Genomic DNA, 17,400 nt, shown 5'->3' with positions numbered 1-17,400 from the left:
CCGAAGCATCAACTACCCGTAGGGCGAAGCAGGTTGCTATGCTATCCGCAATGGGAGCAGCGCCCCCTGGAGCAGTCGTCGCGCCCACGCCGCGATGGTTCAGCTTGCCCGAAGGTCCCTAGTGGATTGCACGAGCCGATGAGCGTCGTGCAGACGGAAGTGTGGGGAGACCGTCGGGACAGGGGTATTGGTGGTTCGGCACCAAGATCGCAAAATAGCGATCCGGAGGCTGATGAATTCCAGAGATTTGGAATACCAGCCTGCTTTGAGATTGTGGACGCAAATAGAGCGTGTGCGGAATGTTCCGTATCGCGAAATCCGTCTCGGTAAAGGAGACCCCAGGCAGTCCGGTTATATCTACCGAACTGTGCAGGCGCTGTGGGCGGAGGGCCTCTGGTCTGCTTTTGTCGGGATGGGAGAGTGTCAAAGGGGAGTATATTGGCACATCACTAACTTTCGCCCAGATAGTCCAAATTGGAAAATCCAGTGGCGGTCGCACTGTGGCTGGGCACTGCATGACTGGCGAGCCGGCAAGTTCCGTCATCGGCCACTCGGTGGCCGCGACATGGTACCGAGCCCTGCAGCAGTAGCTGTTGAGGCTGCGTACTACATGCAACGCCGCCTAGAGCCTGGCGAGCAGCCTCCTGCGCGGAGCTGGGAGTATCCGAGGGATCCTGCCGATGTCAATTCTGCTCTAAGCCTCTACGAGGACGCGGACCGCAAGAGCTTCAAGGCCCTCGCCTTTGTTCCTGTAACACTGGAAGGGTGGCCGATTTGATGGCGGCTTGCCGAAGAGGGCGAAGGTGTAGTTCACGGCGTATGAGCTGGATCCATTCCGCCTCGGCTTTGCTGCTCGCCGTAACGTCGGTGATCCTGGCAGTGACGGAGCATTCGGCATTTGCTGCGGCGGTTGCGCTTGCAGGTGGGTCGGCTGGGTTCGGCGGCACCGTCCACGTGAAGGTGCACATCCGACGCTGAGTGCAAGAGGGGGCCCCGCTGCATAGGCGGGGCCCCCGGGCCTCTTGGAAGACCTTCTGTCACGATAGCAGCGCCCTACGCCGGGTGTGCGAGCTCTGTGCGGCTATTCTTCCGTCGGCACGCGCGAGACGACATGGCGGAGGGCGAAGCGATGGCGGCAATAAAGCCATACATGGTCGGGCACCAGGAGTTCGCTGCCCTGTACGGGGTGGAGCCGCAGATGGTCGGCCAGTGGCTGAGCAGGGGCGCGCTGGACCCGGTCACCGCCATCGTGGTCTCAGGCGTGCGGTACTGGCCACTGGGCTTCGCGGCGCGCTACGGCACGACCACCCCGCGGTTCAAGCAGGTGCACCGGCGCGTGATGGATCGGCTCATCGCCGAGCAGGGGGAAGGCCGGGCGGCCGACCTCGGTGAGGGACTACCGCCGATCGTGGGCCAGCACGAGATCATCCAGCTCTTTCATCTGCCGGCGCAGGGCAACCTCGCCACGGCCATCGCCTCGGGTCGCTTCGTCGACAGCGACTGGCTGCTGTCCGGCTCGCGGCTGTGGCTGCTGGATACCGTGATCGACGCAGTGCCCGTGCTCCGCGAGAGTGCCCGCAGCTTGCCGTGGGAGGTGGACGAGTCGGTGGTTGCCGCTCTCCGTGACGGCACGTACGACGGTCCCGGATCGAAGGTCCTTACGCGGGGGCGTCACGACAAGAAGGGCCTCTGACCTGCGTAGATACTGTACATAGAACCATTATGCGAATAAGATATATGTAATACCCTTCGGGGTGGCCGTATTCGCATAAGGAGGTAATCGTGCAGTTTGTGGAAACGCCCGCCGGTGACGAGGTCGTCGTCATGCGGTGGGCGGAAGTCCTGATCGTCGAGTTGGCCCTGTCGCGCTATGCGATGAAGAACCCCAACTCCAACATTGCGGCCCGGATGGTCGCGGACGTGTCCCGCGTTGTCCAGGAGAGCGAGGCGCGCGCGGAGGATGTGGCCGAGGCGGGCCCGGCCTGATCGCGGAGGTGTGAAGTCGCGCCCCCTGTCAAGGGGTTGATGATCCGCTGTCGAGCCGTCAAGATAGGTGACATTCCTTCAAGCGGTCACCTGTGGGGAGGGTGCGGCAGTGATCCAGGAAGAGATTCCGGGACTGGTCATCCTGACCGTGCGACAGCCCGAGACCGGCTCCGCAGCGACGATCCAGCAGCGGTTCGCAGAGTTCCATCAGCTCAACCCCTGGGTGCTCGACGCGTTGGAACGGCTGACCGCCGAATACATCGCCCGAGGCGCTCGACGCGTAGGCATCGGGATGCTCTTCGAGGTGCTGCGCTGGCGCTACGTCCAGGACACCAACGGCGACGAGTTCCACCTCAACAACAACTTCCGCTCCAGGTATGTCCGGTTGCTTATCGAGCGCCGCCCGGAGTGGATCAGAACCTTCGAGGTCCGCGCCCTGCGCGCGGATTGAGATGAACCTCTTGGAGAAAGACCGTGAAAGAAACCACCGAGGCCGAAGAGGGCCTGTCCCCTTCGACTGCACCACCTCCACCGCTGGAGGCCACGCCGAGCGCGGTCGTCCTGCGCGCGGACCAAAGCGAGTTCGACCGGAAGCAGGTCAGCGCCCTGGCTCTGATCAACCCCGGCCTCGAACACGCCCCGCGTCCGCAACTGGCTGTCTTCTTCCATTACTGCGTACGCGCTGGCCTGGACCCGTTTGCCCGGCAGATTTACATGATCGGGAGGAAGAACTACGGCAACGACAGCGACGAGAACCCGATCAAGTGGACCATCCAGACCGGAATCGACGGGTTCCGCACCATCGCCCACCGCGCGGCGGAGCGGACCGGAGAGCGCATCTCTTACGAGGACGCTGGGTACTACGACGGCGATGGGCGGGCTCACGAGGTCTGGCTGGCACCTGGTCCCCCCGCCGCAGTGAAGATCACCGTTCTACGGGGGACCAGCCGATTTCCCTTCATCGCACGATGGGGCGAATTCGCCCCGACGTACTGGGACGCCAAGACGAGCCAGTACGTCGTTGCGAAGATGTGGCGCACGATGCCGGCGCACATGCTGCGCAAGTGCGCCGAGGCCGGTGCACTGAGAATGGCGGCCCCCCAGGACCTGTCCGGCGTATACGCCGAGGAGGAGATGGCTCAGGCGGACGCAGAGGTCGTCGCAGGGGAGGCAGACGATGCCGCGCAGCGCCTGCGGGCCGCTGCCGGGTTGGAAACGGATGAGCCGGAAGCAGCGCCGCGGCAGGAGGCGAAGCCGTCTCCGAAGAAACCGGTGAAGGCAGCGCCAGAGGAGAGCGCGCCAGCTGAGGGGAAGCCCAAGTCGCCTCGTAGGCGAGCGCCGCAGAAGAAGCCCTCGCAAGCCGCCGAATCGCACACGGCCGAGTCCGCCACCTCCCGTTCCGACGCACCCTGAGCTGGAGAAGCCACATGACGCACATCAGCATGCAAGAAGAGATTCTCGCTATGGGCGAGTCCTGCCTCGGGGACCGCACCGAGTGGGACGAACGCCCGGCGATTCTGGTACTGCACAGGCACGACGGCGGCGACCTGGAATGGATGGAATGGCCCGTACCTGAGGAGATGTGGGGCGTGATGGATGCCCCGGCTGTCCTCATCATGTACGCCGAGCTGGCCGCCCAGTTGGACCTGCCTCCGCTGCACGTGGAAGCGGTGGCCTTCCGGTACGAAGCGTTCGTCATCTCGCCGGAGAGCAGCCCCCAGGCGGCAGAAGCAATCCAGCGCGGTCGGATAGGCGGTTCAGTGCCCAGCAACAAGGAGATTCCAGGACGCACCGAACAGCGCGTCCTCAATGTCCACGACGTCAACGGCACGCAGTACCTGGTGACAGCCACCCGCCAGCCCAATGGAGGCGCAATGATCACCAAGCGCCACGCCTACCCGGACGGTCCGCAGCTGACCGGCCGGGTTCCGCACGGGCTGGAACTCCTGATGAAGGCGCATAACTGACCGTAGCCAACGTGGTGTCGGGGCACCGAGGGGTGCCCCCGACGGACGGCCCATTTTCACGGTGTCGCCCGCCTCGGAGGGCGGCACCGTGCTTTCCCGGAGATCATTATGACAACGACGATCGCGCGGCCGGTCAGTCTCTGGCCCGCTGCGCACGCGGCGGACGCGCGCCGGCCCCGCTCGCTTCAGTCGAAGATCGGCGCGAGCGATACCGTGTGCGCGCGGCGCGCCGGATACCTCCTGCACGGCCGCACACCCACCGACGGCGGTGAGAAGCGCAAGGCGATCCTCGGCACCTGGCTGCACGCGGGGATGCTCGCCGCCGCACGTGAGGAGTTCGGTTGGATCACGGAGCGCCGCGTCGAGGACGAAACGATTCGGGGCCACATCGACGCCGTGCAGCTCGACGGCGCTGCCGCCCGGCGGTTGCCGAAGAGGTTGCGCCCGAGCCTTCTGGCTGAGGAGACCACGGTGGAGGACGTGAAGACCAAGAGCACCTACCAGTGGGATGACATCCTGCGGTACGGGGCCACCGAGGCGGAGATACGGCAAGTCCTGCTGTACGCCGACCTGTTGCACAGTGAGGGTTTCGCCGACATCGAAGGGCAGCGCCAGCTTGCCCGCCTCGGGCCCGTGAACGTCGGCCGCATCCGCTTCCGGTTCCTCAACAGGGACTCCGGCGACGACCACGTACAGGAGATCGCGTTCAACTCCGAACGCGCCCGCGGGGCGCGGTGGTGGGTCCAGCAGGTGCGCTCCGCGTCGTCCCCTGAGGAACTGCCGCGCACCTTCCAGGGACCCGGCCTGTCGGTCGTGTGCGATCACTGCCCGTTCAAGACGGCCTGCTGGGGGACTGTCGCGGCGGGGCGCCGCCCGCAGAGCATTCTCGTCCAGGACGACGAGGGCCGGGCCAAGACGCTGGCCGAGTATGTCGAGGTCACACGAGAGATGAAGCCGCTCAAGGACCGTCGGGAGTTTCTGCGCGCGATGCTCGACGGTTCCGAGCCGGGGGTCTACGGCGACAACCTCCTGACGTGGAGCGGGGGTAACCCGACCAAGGCCGATGACGTGGACGCCATGGTCGCGCTCTTCCGCCGCGCGAGGCTGGAGGTACCGATGGCTCCCGACGCGGCCGCGATGAAGGCGCAGTTGAAGGCGGCTGGCATCGCGGTGCCCGTGCGGTTGGATCATGAGCGGCGGACGTCGGTGGGGATCAACGTCACCCTGAGCAAGAAGACCTGACCCCGCGCTCCGGTAGGGGCTGGGCCCTGTGTTGGCCCTGCCCCTACCCCGGCGCGCCCCGAACCGGACATCGTATGGAGAGGTACTGGTGAGCATCCAGTTGATGGTGGCGGCGGCCTACCTGCCTAAGGAGGTGATCAACAGAACCCAGAAGTTCGTCCTGATGAAGATTGCCGACTCGGCCGACGATCAGAGCCGCCTGGCCCGGCCGGGTCTGGAACGGATGATGGCCTGGGCCGGCGTGGGCGAGAAGCAGGCCATAACCGTCGTGACCCAGCTGGTCGGGCTCGGGCTGGTCGAGCGTGTCGAGGTCGGCCGCGTGGGGCGCCGCGCCGAGTACCGATGTTTCCCGTACGGGGTACCGCCGATCCCTTCCACAGAGGAGCTGATCGAGCGCCGCCGTGCGGCGCAGCGCGCCCCGAAGAACCCCCGCCTCGCCCGGCAGGTCGCGCGGCGCAAGCCGTCGGCGGCGGCCCGCACGCAAGGCGATGTGGCGGCGCGGGAGGAGGGCCGGGCCGCTTCCGGGGCGCCCGGTGGGCAAGGGTTGCGCCAGGGAAACCCCGGAGAAGAGGAGGCGAGGGTTGCCGAAGGGGAACCCGGCAGGTTTCCGCAGGGAAACCGCGAGGGTTCCGCCGGGGAAACCCCTTGTCTTCCTTCCCCTTCCTCATCCCTTCCTATCCCCCCTCCCCCCACAGCAGCCGCTGCGGGGGAAACGGACGCGGACGACGGGGAACAGCCGTCGGGCGGCTGCCCGAAGCACCCGCAGCCGGCCGCCAACTGCCGGGGCTGCGGCACGAATGCGCGGGCACTGCGCGAGCGGCGGCAGCGTCGCGCCGCCGACCGTGAGCATGCCTCGCAGCAGGATTGGCTGCGGCAGTTCTTCGCCGAGCAGGAGCGCCGGGTCGCCGAGACGGACCCGGAAGCCTTGGCGATGGCGAAGCAGCGGGTGCGTGATCTGGCCCGGATGGGGCGAACACGCTCAGCCAACTCCACTGACTGATAGGCGTTTTCAACGGTCGCCAACTTTGACGCCCGAACGTATGCGAATAAGATATAAATACAGGTTCGAAACCCCTTCGGACCCCGAACCTCTTGGAGATCCCATGATCGCCACCGCCTCCACGGCTTCCGGCTCCGGCGTGTACATCGTCGTCGGCGAAGTCGTCGTCCATGGCCCGCGCACCACCCCCGTACTGACCGAAGGGCCGTTCTGCTCCGTCGAGTGCGCCGCCGTCGGGGTGCGCGAGCTGACCGACTCGATCGGTCGGCGCGAGCACGGTTCGGCGTTCGTCCTGTGGCACCAGGGTCGCCCCGTCGGCTGCTCCGTCACGCGCGGCGGCCGGATGTGGGTCGTGCAGATCTTCGCCGAGCACGAACTGCGCCTCGTGAGCTGAACGCGCACCTCAGATAGGTCACATTGTTCAAAGGCGAGCCACTGGAGCGCCTGCACCACCCCTCTTGGAGACCGAAATGACCATCGCACCCCTGCCCGACCACAATCGCCTCACCGACCCTCTGTGGCTCAAGCTCTTCCATGGTTACCGCCATGTCATCGCGCCGCTGCGCCACAACGGCTGGGTCACCGACATGGAGACGGGCGGCGGCGAGAACCACATCCGCGCGGAACTCGGCGACGGCACCGAGCTGAGCATCGCTTCCGGGCACGACCTGCCCGTCGACCCGAACGAGGTCACCGGCTGGACGGTGATCCGGCGGCGCATCGAGGACGTCTCACGGCACACCGTCCTGTACAACTCCGCCCCCGGCGGGCCGCAGAGTCACCACGGCAACAGCCTCGTCCCGATGTTCGCCCATATCGATGCGCTGGACACCCTGATGGTCACGCGGCGACTGATCGTGTCCGCTACGCACGTCGCGCCCTTCACCGGGGCTCACAACCAGACTGCGGGTATCGAAAGGCCCTGCATGGCCGTCGCCCGCTACTTCGAGTGGACGCAACGGCTGATCTCGGACGAGGGCTACCGCTGCGTCTGGGAGCGGCCCGAGTCGGAGGGCTTCCCGCTCGCGCTCTTCGAGAACATCGGCCACATCGCCACCGTCCGCGTCACCCGCAGCCATGACTGACCGGCCGCGCCGCGTACCGCGCCCACCTGGAGGCGCATGGCGGTGATCTGGCTGCTGATCGTTTGTCTCCTCGCCCTCGGGGCGCTCATCGCCCTGGGGATCGAGGACAGCCGCCACCACCGCGCGCTACGCGCACCGGACCAGTCCTGACCACGGCCGCCCGGCCTCACCGGGCCGGGCGGCCCCGCCTCCTGGAGAACCACCACCGTGCCCCGATCTGTCCACCTGCTCTGCGGAGCAGGCGGAGACCCCACCGGCTTGCGGGAAGCCGGATTCGATCCGGTCCTCGGTATCAACCACTGGCAAACCGCGGTCGATACCTTCGCCCTCAACCACCCCACCGCCACCGCGCGCTGCGCGGACATCCAGAACTACCCCATGCGCTGGCTTCCTCAGGCCCTGATCTTGTGGGCCAGCGTCATCTGCACCGAGATCAGCCCCGCCGGAGGCAAGAAGCGGCAACCCGACCCAGCGCAGGACTCCCTCTTCGAAGAAGAGGAGCAATGGCGGGAACTGCCACCAGAAGCCTTCGAGATGACCCGCGTGACCGCCTGGTGCGTACTGCGCGCCGCCGAGGCCAAACGGTTCCCCTGCGTCGTTGTCGAGAACGTCGTGGAGTTCATCACCGCCTGGCTGCTGTTCCCCGAGTGGACCAGGGCCATGAAGAAGCTCGGATACCGCGCCCAGGTCGTCTCGGTGTCCTCCGCGCACATCGGCTCGGAGACCAACCCGTACGCGCCGCAGTGGCGGGATCGTGTATACATCGTCTTCACCCTGGCCGGCGTCCGGCGCCCCGACCTCGCGCCGCGTCCGCTCGCGTACTGCGTCGGGTGCGGCCAGGACGTCAAGGCCCGCCAGAGCTGGCGCAACCCGAAGGTCCGCGTCGGCAAGTACCAGGTCCAGTACGACTACCGCTGCCCGAACACGCGCTGCGCGCACTCCGTGGTCGAGCCGTACGTGCGCCCTGCATCGGACGTGATCATGTGGGACGACATCGGCCAGCGCATCGGGGACCGCGCCCGGCCGCTGGTGCCGAACACGATGCGCCGTATCGAAGCCGGACTGGCCAAGTTTCCGTACGATCCGAGCCTCGTCACGCTCACCCACGGCAAGGACGGCACCGACCGCGCCTTTGCCCCGCACACGAGGCCGCTGCCGACGCGCACGGCCAAGCTCGGCGAGGCCCTGCTCGTTCCGGTCGGCGGCTCGTGGAACGACACCCCGGCCCCGGTCGGCGTGCCCATGCGCACCCGTACGACGCGCGAGAGCGAGGCCCTGGTCACCGTCGACCCGGAGCCGTTCATCGTGGAGTTCCGCCGCAACTGCGACGCGGCCCCGGTGGACAACCCGCTGAGCACGATCAGCACGGCCCGCCACCACGGGCTGGTAACGCCTGATGGTGTGGCCCGCGACCGAGCCCGCAACACGCTGGTCATCCCGTACCGCAAGGCCGCGCCCAAATCGGCGGACGAGCCCCTGCACACCCTGGCCACCCGCGACTCGGCGGCCGTGGTGCGCAGCGCGCCGGACATCAACGACTGCTACTTCCGGATGCTCCAGCCGCGCGAACAACTGTCGGCACAGCGGTTCCCCACGACCTATGAGGTTCTGGGCTCCAAAGCGGCCCAGACCCAGCAGGCCGGCAATGCCGTGAGCGTCAACGTCGCCCGCTGGCTGGGTGAACGCCTCAAGCGCGTCCTGGCCTGAACCCGAAGAAGAAAGGACACAGCACCATGACCCCTGCCGCGACCAACCCCGATCACCTGGCTGTCGTCGCCCACCGACGAATGGAGTTGAACGCCGAGCGACTGCGTATCGAGCAGGCGCATTGCCTGGCGGTCCTCGACCACATCAGCGCGAGGATGCGCTGCCTCTGCCCGGAGGCCGCTCACGTTGCGTTCGCCTACGACGGCAAGTCCCGGACCCTGGACCTGAAAGGGCTGCTCGGCGCACAGTCCGGCACGCTGGGCGCACGTCCCTGGTTGTGGGACGGCAGCGACGAACGGCACCCGGTTGCCAAGATCTCCGAGTGCATCGCAACCGACGTACAGAGCGCGCTCGCGCCGCACCACTCACCGGCCTGGGCGATGGTGCGGCGCAACAATGTGAGCGAGGACAATAGTTGGTCGCTGGAGCTGCCGCCGCCCGACCGCGCCGTGCGTATCGCCGAGCTGGTGCGCGAGTACCACCCCGAGGCGACCGCCGTCATCGTGGACGGACACCGCGCCGGGGGCCGCATCATTGAGGTCGTCGAAGGTGCTGCTGAGGACGGCACCCAGAACCTCACCACCCGACTGCGTTGGACGAGCGCGTGCGACAACGTTCTCAGACTGCTGGTGAGCGGCGTCTTCGCGATACCGGCCCTGGCCGGTCGCCACCTCACCCCGCTCCACGACTACCGGCACCCCTACGGGTCCAGCAACGATCTCGTGCGGCTCATGACGCTGCCGCCGACCTTGTAAACGGCCGGAAGCATTCGATGAGCGGCACCTGGTGGATCAGCGAGGCACCGTGTGCGGGGGACGCTCGCTTCACCCCCGACGATGCGGACGTGGACTCACTTGAGGCGCCGCAGGTACGGGCCTTGCTGGCCGTGTGCCAGGAGTGTTCGTTCCGGGCGCGATGCATTGCCCTTGTCCTGCCATGGCACAGCGGCTTCGACGGGGTCTGCGGTGGACGCCTGTGGCTGGACGGCAAGATCCGGGCGACCTGCCACGGGGCCCATCCCATGGAACTCGCTGAAGAGGAAGACCCCATCGAGCACGGCACCGAAGGCGGAGCCCGCGCCCACAACCGGCGCGGTGAACGGGTCTGCTCCTGGTGCCGGGAGGCGGCGCGGCTCGTCCAAATCCGCCGACGTGAGCAGAAGCGATCCGCCCGTCCGTAGTTCCCTCACCAACTCGTCCCAAGGAAAAAGATGTTCGCTATCCAGGCGGAGGCACTGTCCGCCATTCTCGACAAGGTCGCCCCGCACAGCCCGGCCGATCCGGTCGAGCTGAACACGGTCGTCCTCGACTGCTCACGGCGGTGGCTGCACGCCATCGCTGGTGGGACGTCTTCGCTCGCCGTGGCCCGTACCCCGGTCGACGGGGAGCACTGGACAGCTTCCCTCGGCCACGAGGACGTCTGCGCCCTGCGCGGCTGGTTGGAGTCCTCCGATCACGTGCACGTGGAACACGGCGCGCATACCGGGCTCCTGGTGCTGCACTTCAGCGAAGGCTCTGCCGAGCTGACGGTGCCCGTCGCCACCTACGCGGCCAGCCTGCCCTGGCGCAGTTGGCTGCTCGCGGAAGCGCAGCCCTCCGCTCGGCAGCGGCAAGCGGTCCGCCTCAGCTCCGAAGACCTTGCCCGGTGGCAGGGCGCCGGCAAGGAGATCGAGCTGAGGCCCGCGGCCGGGCGCGCGGCGTATGTCGTCACGGCAGGCCCGGACTTCATCGGGCTCCAGATGCCGCGTACGCGCGCCCACAGCGGAGACGCGCTGGCAGGGTGGGCCACCTCGGTGCGTGCGCGTCGCTTCCTGCACGAGGGGCTGCCCTACGAGGTCGGTGCCAGTTACGCCGACCGTTCGGGACGCGTCTGGCGCATCAGCGCGCGGCCCGCGTCCGGCGAGGAACCGTTCGTCGTCTCCGTGGACCGCTCGGGTGTGGTCCTGCCCCTGGCGATGGTGCTCATGGTCGGCGGGCCGCTGCTGCGCCTGCCGGAATGACCCCACCACAAGAGATAGGTGACATTTATGAAATCCGGTGAATTCCTTCGGGTAGCCGGTGCCGAGGAAGACCTCGGCACCGGCCTCAGCCCACTTCCATCCGCGTGGCGAGCCCGGCACCGCGCATCAGACCTGTCCTGCGGACGAGGGGAAAGGACCCCAGTGAACAAGGCCGAACTCATCGCAGCCGTCGCCCCTCGGGTCGGCGGCAAGCGCCAGGCGACCGACGCGATCGACGCCGTGTTCGACACGATCGTGCGAGCCGTCGCCGCCGGAGAAGCCGTCTCCGTCACCGGCTTCGGTGCTCTGATCCCCAAGGCCCGACCGGCCAGGGCGTTCCGCAACCCGCAGAGCGGAGGAGAGGTCAAGGTGGCCGCCTCGCGGGTCGTGCGGTTCCGTCCCGGTACCCGGTTCAGCGACCTCGTCTCCGGCCGCAGGCCGATGCCCGCTCTCGGCAACTGCATCCAGAAGGACCCCAAGAGCCCTCGCCCGTAGCCGCCGCACACACAGCGGGCCGCCCCGGCTCTGAGCTGGGGCGGCCCGCCGGAGGAACCACGATGCACAACCCTGTGGGAACAGAGATAGCAGCCACTGCTCAGTGGCTGGAGGGATGCGGGTCTCACGGTGCTGCCGCCGCCCTCCTCCGGGTCGCCCGTCAGCGCGACCAGGCGCGCGAACGACTGGCTGCCGCCTTCCCCCGTCTGAGCCGGTACCGCCTGGCGTGGCGCTCGGCCCGTGCCCGCGCCCGCGCGCACTCGGCCGAGGCCGCCCGGCTCACCCGCCGGCTGGACGAACTGCACGCGCAGGGGCACGGACAGGGAGCCCCCTCGAATCTGCCCGCGGCTGACGCGGCTCGTGAGCGCGCGCTGATGCGCATCGACCTGGCGCGCTTTCAGAACCTGGTCGAACGCGCTGGCTGGATGCCCGACGCCGAACCGCGCCGCCTATGGCGCTGGCGGGACGGCTGGTGGGAGCTGGCATACCGGAAGCGGAACCCCAAGGACGGCTACCACGACAGCGGTTGGTACCTGTGGGGCCCCTTCGAGAGCTACTACGGGGAGTGGGTCGCGCCGCTGAAGGCTGACGCGACGGTCGAGGCGGATCGCCTCATCACCAAGCACCTTGCAGCCGTGGCGGAGGTGTCGCGGTGATCTCTCCGGTCAACCGTCGTTCGGGGGCGGCACGATGACGGCGGCGTTGCAGAGCGCGCCCGTCACCCTGCCCAGCGTCCAGGTGAAGGGGGAGTGGCAGCCGCGGGTGATCGGCCTGGACCTCTCCTTGACCTCTACCGGCGTCGCGGGCGCCACCTGGGCGTTGGCCGCCCGGCCCGGCACGCGGCGCAGCCATGAGCGGATGGACTGGCTCGTGAGCGCCATCGGCCTGTGCGTGAAGGACGATGCCGACCTGGTGGTGGTCGAGGGCGCGGCGTACGCCCAGGGTTCTCAAGCCGGGCATCACGAACTGGCCGGACTGTGGTGGCTGGTGACGCAGTACCTGTGGCGGCACCGTATCCCGTACGCGGTGGTGACCCCCCACGGCCGCACCATCTACGCGACCGGCCGTGCGAACCCTGCCCAGCACCTGCCGCGCAAGGAACGGTCCCGAGTCGCCAAGGGCATGGTGCGCAGCGCGGCCGTCGCACGCTACGGCGTCGCGTGCGAAGGGCCGGGCCGGTACGACATGGCCGACGCCACCATCCTCGCGGCGATGGGGCTGGACTGGCTCGGCTACCCGACGGTCCCGGTGCCAGACACCCACCGGCGCGCACTGGAAGCGGTGAAGTGGCCGGACCTCATTCCAGCAGCCGCGAATTAAGGAGTTGAATTGCGGAAAATTAATTCCCGCCTAATTGCGCACACCTTGCAATTGGGGTATTCGCCATTAAGATATAAGTAAGGAATTCGGAAACGCGGAAACGGAAAGGGAATTGGAAATGGAAAACCAGAACAGCGGCCGATGTGGCTGCGAGTGCAACAACGGCGGCTTCTGCGGCGGCTGCGGCCACGCCGGATGCGGCGGCCGCCGCTAACCGCCACCAACGATCAGGGCATACCGCGCCCCCGGCTCCACCGCCGGGGGCGCACCCATACCCGCACGTCCTCTTGGAGACCCGCATGACCGACTACTCGCCCGGAGTCCGCGAACTCGCCCAACAGCTAGGAATCGACCCGCACCACGTCGCCGAAGCACTGCGCCTGTCGAACCGCCCCCTCAACCACCCCCAGGCCACGGACGCCATGACCGCCGAACAGTTCCGCCGCCTGGCCACCTACAACCGGCACTTCGTCGCCGTCATCGCCAACCTCGCGATGCGCCATGCCGGCCGCCGCGACGACGCCCGGCTTCTCATGGACATCTACAAGGCCAGTGCCGGCCTCACCCCCTACCGGCGCCCCCTCCACACCGGCGTCGGCACCCTGCCCAAGCACCACGGCGACCGGCACGTCCAGGACGCCGTACACATCCTCAGCACCGCCGGCCTCCCGCCCATACACACCGACGGCATCCGCGAACTCCGCCCCGGCTTCCAGATCCTGTCCGACGACACCGGCAAATTGCCCGGCTGGGTGTTCATCGCACCCGACCCCGACGCCAAGAGCCGGACCGGCTTCGCGGGCGGAGAACTCGGCTACCTCGCCGTCATGCACTGGGCCGGATGGGGCGTCATCCCCGAACACCTCCCCGGCCACCTGTACGCCGCCTGCCACCCCGACCACCACCACGACCCCTTCCCCACCCGCCCCACCTCCTGACCCACGCCGTGCCCGGCCGCACTGGCGCGGCCGGGCACGGCCTTCCCGAAAGGCAACGCCCGTGAACTTTCCCGTTGACAACGCCACCCTCGCCTCCTGGTCCGCCCTGCTCGGCCTCACCGAACAGCAGACCACCGAAACCGTCGCCCACATCGAACACACCCTGCGCACCGGCTACGAGCACCGGCCCGAAGAACTGCGCGACGTGACCTTCGAGCAGCTCACCGGCGACATGGACGCCCACGAGGCAGCCCTGCTGTTCCTCATCAGTGGCCTGCACCAGGCCGGATACCCCGAAGCCGCCTACGCCATCGAGGCCCGCGGCATCGGAGCCGCCCTCCAGCAGACCAGCTGAATCCACCCCGCCCCGCCCCACGCCGCCCCGGTCGCGCACCGCGCACCGGGGCGGCCCCATGCGCGCCCGCAGAAAGGTATCCGCAACCATGCCCGACGACTTCTTGCCCCGCGCCGCGCCCTGGGCCCCCGAGAGGCCCGCACCCTCATGGGCGAAGAAGCCCCCGCCCAAGTCCAAGGCCGCCAAACGAAACACCAAGATCACCAAGCGTCCGTACGCCGCCCCACGCGACCCCCACGACCACGCCCACAAGATCGCCGAGAACGTACTCGACGCCTGGTATCAGAACTTCGGCGGCAGCAGCATCGACATCCCCCTCGGCACCGTCGCCGCGCTCTGCCTGCTGCGCAACGTGCCCGGCATAGCCGACTGGGTACTCAACCTCCAACCCGAGGAACTCCCGCACCTGTTCAAGGAGGTCTACCTCGGCCACTGGACCAATCGCCCCGACCTCATCAACCGCGCGATACGCCTCCACGACTGGGCTTGGAACCCCGACCCCGACAAGCAGCAGCTCCGTGCGGCCCACGCCGTCACCCACGCCGCCCTCAACACGGGGCTCTTCGACCTCACCGGCCACGACGACCCCTGGCGCCGCTCCGAAGCCGACGTCCTCAGCCCCCTGCTCACCGGTCTCCGCCACAAGAGCGACAAGAAGTGGCGCGGCGAGTACCACACGCCGGCATCCGTCACGGACGTGATGGCCGCGACGACCGTGGATGAGGGCTTCGTCAAGCCGGGGATGTCCTTTTGCGATCCCGCCGTCGGCTCGGGCACGATGTTCCGTTCCGTCGCCCAGCGCCTGCGCGATCTCGGCCTCAACCCCCACGATTTCCACTGGTACGGCAACGACATCGACGCGTTGTCTGCCGGGTGCGCCGCCGTCAACGCCATCGTCTGGGACCTCGGTCCGCGCTGCCTCATCGGCCACGCCGACTCCCTCGCCCCCGACGACGACTACGCCAAGACCCGCGCCGAAGCCAAAGAAGCCTTCGCGCAACGCGACCGCTACCTGGACACCGCCCAAACCCTCGTCGCCTGGAACCAGGCATTCGCCCTCCTCGACGAGGCCATGCCCGAGGCCGCAGCCGTATGACCGAACCCACCAATCGCATCCGACCCGGCAGGACCCCCACCACCCGCCGCCGCCGACCGTCCTTCGCCGGGCCACGCGACGAGATCGACGTCCCGTCCCTCGACCAGATAGCTCCCACCCTCGAATTGCCCTGGCACCAGGCGTCCACCGACACCCCCGACCGCACCGCCGACTACCGCCATCCCGACGGTCACCACCTCGGCCTGCGTATCCAGTCCCGCGGCCTCGCCATCCAGACCTGGATCACCGCAGGCCCCGACCTGCCGCCCATCCCCGACGGCGCAACCGCCACCGAGCAGGCCGATGCACAGGCCGCCCGCGACGCCCGGCTCCAGCCCGGCTGCACCTGGCACGCCGTCCTCAACACGCGCACCAGCAAAGCCCTGGCCACCGACCTCGGCGCACTCCTGCGCGACCGCCTGCTCCCAGCCCTGACGAACAAGCCGCGAGGCATCCCCGCCCCGCCCCCACCCGCCCGCACCGGGCAGCTCAACCCCGCCTCTACCGAAGGAATCCAGAAGTGAGCCCCGACAACACCGTGCAGGTCACCAGCTTGCCCAACCTCGCCCAGATCTTGCCCTACCTCCTCGGCCACTACCCCGACGACAGCATCGCCCTCCACGCCCCCGGCGAGAACTTCATCGACGGCCCGACCATGACGTGCCCCCTGCCCGACGACCCCGCCGAGTGGAACGCCACCGCCGAACTCGCCGCCCGCCAATTCGTGACCGACGCCCTCCGGCAGGGGCACAACCCCGACCAGGGCGTCATCGTCTACCTGTGCCGCGAACCGCGCCCCGGCCAGACCCCCTGGGACACGGCCGCGCTCCTCGCCCCGGTCAGCGACCGGCTCACCACCACGCTCACCGAACTGCGCGCCACAGTCCTCCAGACGATCGGGCTCGTCGCGAACCGGTGGTGGGCGTACGACTGCCCCACCGAAGGATGCTGCGAGGGCGAGACCCTCCCGTCCCCCGACGACCCCACCAGCGTCACCGCGCAGATGACCCGCCTCGGCCGCACCCCTGGCCCCCGCACCCGCGACATCGTCAAAGAGTTCCGAGCAGTCACGACCGGCCCCGACTTCCTTGAGGACCTGCACACCGCCGCGTCCCGCTTCAACACCCGCTGCGCTACGAGCGCCGGACTCGACGCGACGCTCGCATCGACCTGCGCCCAGATCGACGCGGCCATGAGCCAGTTCCGTACAGGAGCGACCGCCCTCAACCGCGCCTTGACCACACAACTGATCGTCGGCCTGCAAGACGACGGAGCAGTGGAAGCCGGCATGGCCCACGCGGAGGACAACGACCTTCCCCACGCCCGACGCCTGTGGGCCTACCTCGCCCGCCACTGCACAGCCCCGTTCACTCAGGAGGCCGTCCCCATTCTGACGCTGTACGCCTTCGTCGCTTGGCGGCAAGACAACCTCATCGCCGCCCGACTGGCCCTACGCGACGCTCTCACCACCGACCCCGACTACGAACTGGCCGTCGGCATACACCTCGGCACGATCGACGGCGACGACCCCCGAGAACTCCTCGCCACCGCCCGCAAGGCCCAAGCCCACCGCACGGCCTACCTTCAGCACGCAGTCCAGGCCGCCAGCGAGTACCGTCCCACCGACACGAACTCGGACCGCTACCGCGAAGCCCTCGACGCGGCCATCGCCGACCACGACGCCCAGGCCAGCACCAACGACGGACAACTCCTCACCCGCTACGGCACGATTGACATCGTCGGAGGAGCCCTCGCCGACTTCCGCAACGGCCGCGGCCAACTCATGGACGAGGTCGCCGCCCGCATCATCCTCGGCCTGCAAGACCGCGAGACCTGCGACGCCGCCCTGTCCACAGGCAATGAGGGCGATCTCCGCTACGAGCGGCAACTATGGGGATACCTGGCCCGGCGCTGCGTGCCGCCGCACACCGACAAGGCCGTACCGCTGCTCACACTCCTCGGCTGGGTCGCCTGGCGACAGGGCGACACCCTCACCGCCAGCCACGCCCTCTCGGACGCGCTCGACATCGACCCCGGCCACGAACTCGCCACGCTGCTGCTCGACGGCATCCGCATGGAGTGCGACCCGGCGCCGATCCTGGTGATCTACCGCGACGCAGCACAGCGATTCGCCGCCGGCCGAGCCGACTTCGACAACCGCTGACCCCTCACGGCGGCCTCGGCAGGCTCGCCGAGGCCGCCCCCCGGAG

Annotated in this window: 22 protein-coding genes; all 22 read left to right on the top strand. The window is 68.2% G+C overall.

Going from position 1 to position 17,400, the window contains the following annotated elements; translation table 11 throughout:
* Nucleotides 1-819 precede the first annotated feature (819 nt).
* The 22 genes from AC07AB_RS38320 to AC07AB_RS38215 all read left to right on the top strand — a co-directional run bounded on the left by AC07AB_RS38320 (nt 820) and on the right by AC07AB_RS38215 (nt 17,354).
* The gene (locus tag AC07AB_RS38320) at nt 820-978 is read left to right on the top strand and encodes a hypothetical protein (RefSeq protein WP_478576857.1); all 159 of its coding nucleotides are present in this window, start codon (nt 820-822) and stop codon (nt 976-978) included.
* A gap of 172 nt (nt 979-1,150) precedes the next feature.
* Nucleotides 1,151-1,693 (top strand): hypothetical protein, encoded by a 543-nt coding sequence (locus tag AC07AB_RS38315; protein WP_478576854.1) that lies wholly within the window; start codon nt 1,151-1,153, stop codon nt 1,691-1,693.
* A gap of 89 nt (nt 1,694-1,782) precedes the next feature.
* Complete coding sequence (locus AC07AB_RS38310) at nt 1,783-1,986, top strand: hypothetical protein (protein ID WP_478576851.1); 204 nt, start codon at nt 1,783-1,785, stop codon at nt 1,984-1,986.
* 109 nt (nt 1,987-2,095) lie between these two features.
* Nucleotides 2,096-2,437: a hypothetical protein gene (locus AC07AB_RS38305; protein ID WP_478576849.1), complete on the top strand. Its 342-nt coding sequence runs from the start codon at nt 2,096-2,098 to the stop codon at nt 2,435-2,437.
* Between the two features lie 23 nt (nt 2,438-2,460).
* On the top strand, nt 2,461-3,399 hold the full coding sequence (locus AC07AB_RS38300) for a recombinase RecT (RefSeq protein ID WP_478576846.1): 939 nt from the start codon (nt 2,461-2,463) through the stop codon (nt 3,397-3,399).
* A gap of 14 nt (nt 3,400-3,413) precedes the next feature.
* Nucleotides 3,414-3,953 (top strand): hypothetical protein, encoded by a 540-nt coding sequence (locus AC07AB_RS38295; protein WP_478576844.1) that lies wholly within the window; start codon nt 3,414-3,416, stop codon nt 3,951-3,953.
* A gap of 108 nt (nt 3,954-4,061) precedes the next feature.
* Entirely contained in the window at nt 4,062-5,195 is a 1,134-nt protein-coding gene (locus AC07AB_RS38290; RefSeq protein ID WP_478576841.1) for a PD-(D/E)XK nuclease family protein, read from the top strand.
* 88 nt (nt 5,196-5,283) lie between these two features.
* Nucleotides 5,284-6,195 carry a hypothetical protein gene (locus tag AC07AB_RS38285; RefSeq protein ID WP_478576838.1) on the top strand — a complete coding sequence of 304 codons (912 nt, stop codon included), beginning with the start codon at nt 5,284-5,286 and terminating at the stop codon, nt 6,193-6,195.
* A gap of 103 nt (nt 6,196-6,298) precedes the next feature.
* Nucleotides 6,299-6,589 carry a hypothetical protein gene (locus AC07AB_RS38280; protein ID WP_478576835.1) on the top strand — a complete coding sequence of 97 codons (291 nt, stop codon included), beginning with the start codon at nt 6,299-6,301 and terminating at the stop codon, nt 6,587-6,589.
* A gap of 76 nt (nt 6,590-6,665) precedes the next feature.
* Nucleotides 6,666-7,280, top strand: a complete 615-nt coding sequence (locus tag AC07AB_RS38275) for a hypothetical protein (RefSeq protein ID WP_478576833.1) — start codon at nt 6,666-6,668, stop codon at nt 7,278-7,280.
* Nucleotides 7,281-7,487: 207 nt separating this feature from the next.
* Nucleotides 7,488-8,987 (top strand): DNA cytosine methyltransferase, encoded by a 1,500-nt coding sequence (locus tag AC07AB_RS38270; RefSeq protein ID WP_478576831.1) that lies wholly within the window; start codon nt 7,488-7,490, stop codon nt 8,985-8,987.
* A 26-nt stretch (nt 8,988-9,013) separates the two neighbouring features.
* Complete coding sequence (locus AC07AB_RS38265; RefSeq protein ID WP_478576829.1) at nt 9,014-9,742, top strand: hypothetical protein; 729 nt, start codon at nt 9,014-9,016, stop codon at nt 9,740-9,742.
* 17 nt (nt 9,743-9,759) lie between these two features.
* Nucleotides 9,760-10,167 (top strand): hypothetical protein, encoded by a 408-nt coding sequence (locus tag AC07AB_RS38260; protein ID WP_478576826.1) that lies wholly within the window; start codon nt 9,760-9,762, stop codon nt 10,165-10,167.
* A gap of 30 nt (nt 10,168-10,197) precedes the next feature.
* A complete protein-coding gene (locus tag AC07AB_RS38255) occupies nt 10,198-10,986 on the top strand; it encodes a hypothetical protein (protein WP_478576823.1) in 789 nt (262 codons plus the stop codon).
* A gap of 162 nt (nt 10,987-11,148) precedes the next feature.
* Nucleotides 11,149-11,481, top strand: coding sequence for an HU family DNA-binding protein (locus tag AC07AB_RS38250; protein WP_478576820.1), 333 nt, complete (start codon nt 11,149-11,151; stop codon nt 11,479-11,481).
* Nucleotides 11,482-11,543: 62 nt separating this feature from the next.
* Nucleotides 11,544-12,137: a hypothetical protein gene (locus tag AC07AB_RS38245; protein ID WP_478576817.1), complete on the top strand. Its 594-nt coding sequence runs from the start codon at nt 11,544-11,546 to the stop codon at nt 12,135-12,137.
* Nucleotides 12,138-12,171: 34 nt separating this feature from the next.
* Nucleotides 12,172-12,801 (top strand): hypothetical protein, encoded by a 630-nt coding sequence (locus AC07AB_RS38240; protein ID WP_478576814.1) that lies wholly within the window; start codon nt 12,172-12,174, stop codon nt 12,799-12,801.
* Between the two features lie 299 nt (nt 12,802-13,100).
* Complete coding sequence (locus tag AC07AB_RS38235; RefSeq protein WP_478576811.1) at nt 13,101-13,739, top strand: hypothetical protein; 639 nt, start codon at nt 13,101-13,103, stop codon at nt 13,737-13,739.
* Nucleotides 13,740-13,800: 61 nt separating this feature from the next.
* Nucleotides 13,801-14,094 carry a hypothetical protein gene (locus tag AC07AB_RS38230; RefSeq protein WP_478576808.1) on the top strand — a complete coding sequence of 98 codons (294 nt, stop codon included), beginning with the start codon at nt 13,801-13,803 and terminating at the stop codon, nt 14,092-14,094.
* 88 nt (nt 14,095-14,182) lie between these two features.
* Complete coding sequence (locus AC07AB_RS38225) at nt 14,183-15,190, top strand: N-6 DNA methylase (protein ID WP_478576805.1); 1,008 nt, start codon at nt 14,183-14,185, stop codon at nt 15,188-15,190.
* Nucleotides 15,187-15,714: a hypothetical protein gene (locus AC07AB_RS38220; RefSeq protein ID WP_478576802.1), complete on the top strand. Its 528-nt coding sequence runs from the start codon at nt 15,187-15,189 to the stop codon at nt 15,712-15,714. Before AC07AB_RS38225 ends, AC07AB_RS38220 begins: the two co-directional genes overlap by 4 nt.
* The gene (locus AC07AB_RS38215) at nt 15,711-17,354 is read left to right on the top strand and encodes a DUF4192 family protein (RefSeq protein ID WP_478576799.1); all 1,644 of its coding nucleotides are present in this window, start codon (nt 15,711-15,713) and stop codon (nt 17,352-17,354) included. The genes AC07AB_RS38220 and AC07AB_RS38215 overlap by 4 nt, the downstream gene beginning before the upstream one ends.
* The last annotated feature ends 46 nt before the right edge of the window (nt 17,355-17,400 follow it).

It is taken from the genome of Streptomyces sp. NPDC044033 (assembly GCF_056434425.1).
The sequence above is the reverse complement of the archived record's forward strand: the minus strand, read 5'-3'. Positions and strand labels throughout refer to the sequence as shown.